This is a genomic window from Jatrophihabitans lederbergiae (assembly GCF_031845305.1).
Lineage (GTDB): Bacteria > Actinomycetota > Actinomycetes > Mycobacteriales > Jatrophihabitantaceae > Jatrophihabitans_A > Jatrophihabitans_A lederbergiae.
Map to the genome: position 1 here is coordinate 1 of NZ_JAVREH010000156.1, position 1,512 is coordinate 1,512.

Consider the following 1,512-nt stretch of genomic DNA (forward strand, 5'->3'; position numbering starts at 1 on the left):
CTCTAGGCGACGGATGGGAGAAGTCGTTGAGCCGCTGTTCGACGGCCTTGGTGCGAGCGCATCTCGGTCAGTGTGTCCGCCCAGCGAACGATGGTGCGCTCCTGGAGTGGATGCGGTCCTGCGTGCGGCGACAACTTTCCAACCCCGATCTCTCGCCCGCGGTGATTGCGTCAGCAGTCCGCCGCCCGGTAGGCGGCTGAGAGGATCAACCGGTGAGGGTGCTCCGCTGCCACGCCCCGGGCCGTTGCCCGGTCGCGTTGCGGAAGAACACCGAAAAGCTGGAGGCGTCGAGGAAGCCCAGTTCGGCGGCGCATCTGGCGGCGGTGAACCGGTCGTGCGCGAGCAGCCGTTTGGCTTCGAGAACGACCCGGTCGATGATGAAGGTCTTCGCCGTCCGGCCGGTCACCTGCTGAACCGCTCTGGACAGCGTGCGCGGCGCGTAACCCAGGGCTCCTGCGTAGTAGCCGGCGTCGTGGTGGAGGCGGAAGTGGGCCTCGACGCTCGAGCGGAACAAGCGGAACGTCGTGTTCTCGAAGCGAGCCCCGGCCTGGGGCGGCCTCAGCCGGGCGATGAGCGCCGACACCAGGATCTCGGGCAGCTCCGTCGCTGGACGGGTCAGCGCTGCGGCTGCCTCGAGCCGAAGGTGCGCCATGGCGGCCGCGACGAAGCGCCACTGCTCGCCCGGGACGCTCCAGCCCGCGAGCAGATCCGCAGCTGCGACGAGTTCACGGGTTGCCGGTGTGACCGGCGCGGTTGGGATGAACAGCACCAGATGCCCGGCCACGTCAGCCATCTCATCCCAGCGGTGCACCGCACCGGGTGTGATCCACACCGCGGACCGTGCAGTGAGCGGATAGCTCGCGAAGTCGATCGAGACCGAGCCGTGCCCGGCATCGATGACGGCGAGGACGTGGAAGTCGGCGCGCTGTGTTCCGCCGTCGTTGAGAGCGCGGAGCCGGCCGAAGGTCATCACCTCGACCACCCTGGCGACCCCGTCCACAGGCTGGTAGCTCATCTGCCGGATGACGGGCACGTGTCCAGTTTCCACTATCCGCGGTCCACTCAGGCCGATGCGCCGGCAACCGTGACGCGATGCAATGGGATTCAGAGCGGAACCGCTCTCGAACATCCCCATCGAAGGAACGAACATGCCCACGATCGATCAGCCTGTCCTGCCCGCTTATGACCACCATCGCCAGGGGACGGGTCCCACTCTGGTCTTCCTCCACTACTGGGGCGGTTCGGCCCGCACCTGGAACCTCGTCACCGACCACCTCGCCGACCGCGGCGTGCTCACCCTCGACCTCCGCGGGTGGAGCCGCTCCAGCGACCTGCCCGGCCCCTATACGCTGCACCAGCTCGCCGACGACACGCTCGCCCTGGTGGCCGACGCCGGACTCGGCGACTACGTGCTCGTCGGTCATTCGATGGGCGGCAAGGTCGCTCAGCTCGTCGCCGCGACCCGCCCCGCCGGCCTCCGCGGACTCGTCCTCGTCGGATCCGCACCGGCCA

General features: G+C 68.6%; 2 protein-coding genes. One reads left to right on the forward strand and one right to left on the reverse strand.

Features of this window, described 5'->3' with window-relative positions; all coding sequences use genetic code 11:
* Positions 1 to 205 precede the first annotated feature (205 nt).
* Positions 206 to 1,015, reverse strand: a complete 810-nt coding sequence (locus RM423_RS24685; RefSeq protein ID WP_311425686.1) for a helix-turn-helix domain-containing protein — start codon at positions 1,013 to 1,015, stop codon at positions 206 to 208.
* A 133-nt stretch (positions 1,016 to 1,148) separates the two neighbouring features.
* Here RM423_RS24685 and RM423_RS24690 point away from each other — a divergent pair.
* The coding region (locus RM423_RS24690; RefSeq protein WP_311425687.1) for an alpha/beta fold hydrolase at positions 1,149 to 1,512 on the forward strand (364 nt) is incomplete at its 3' end.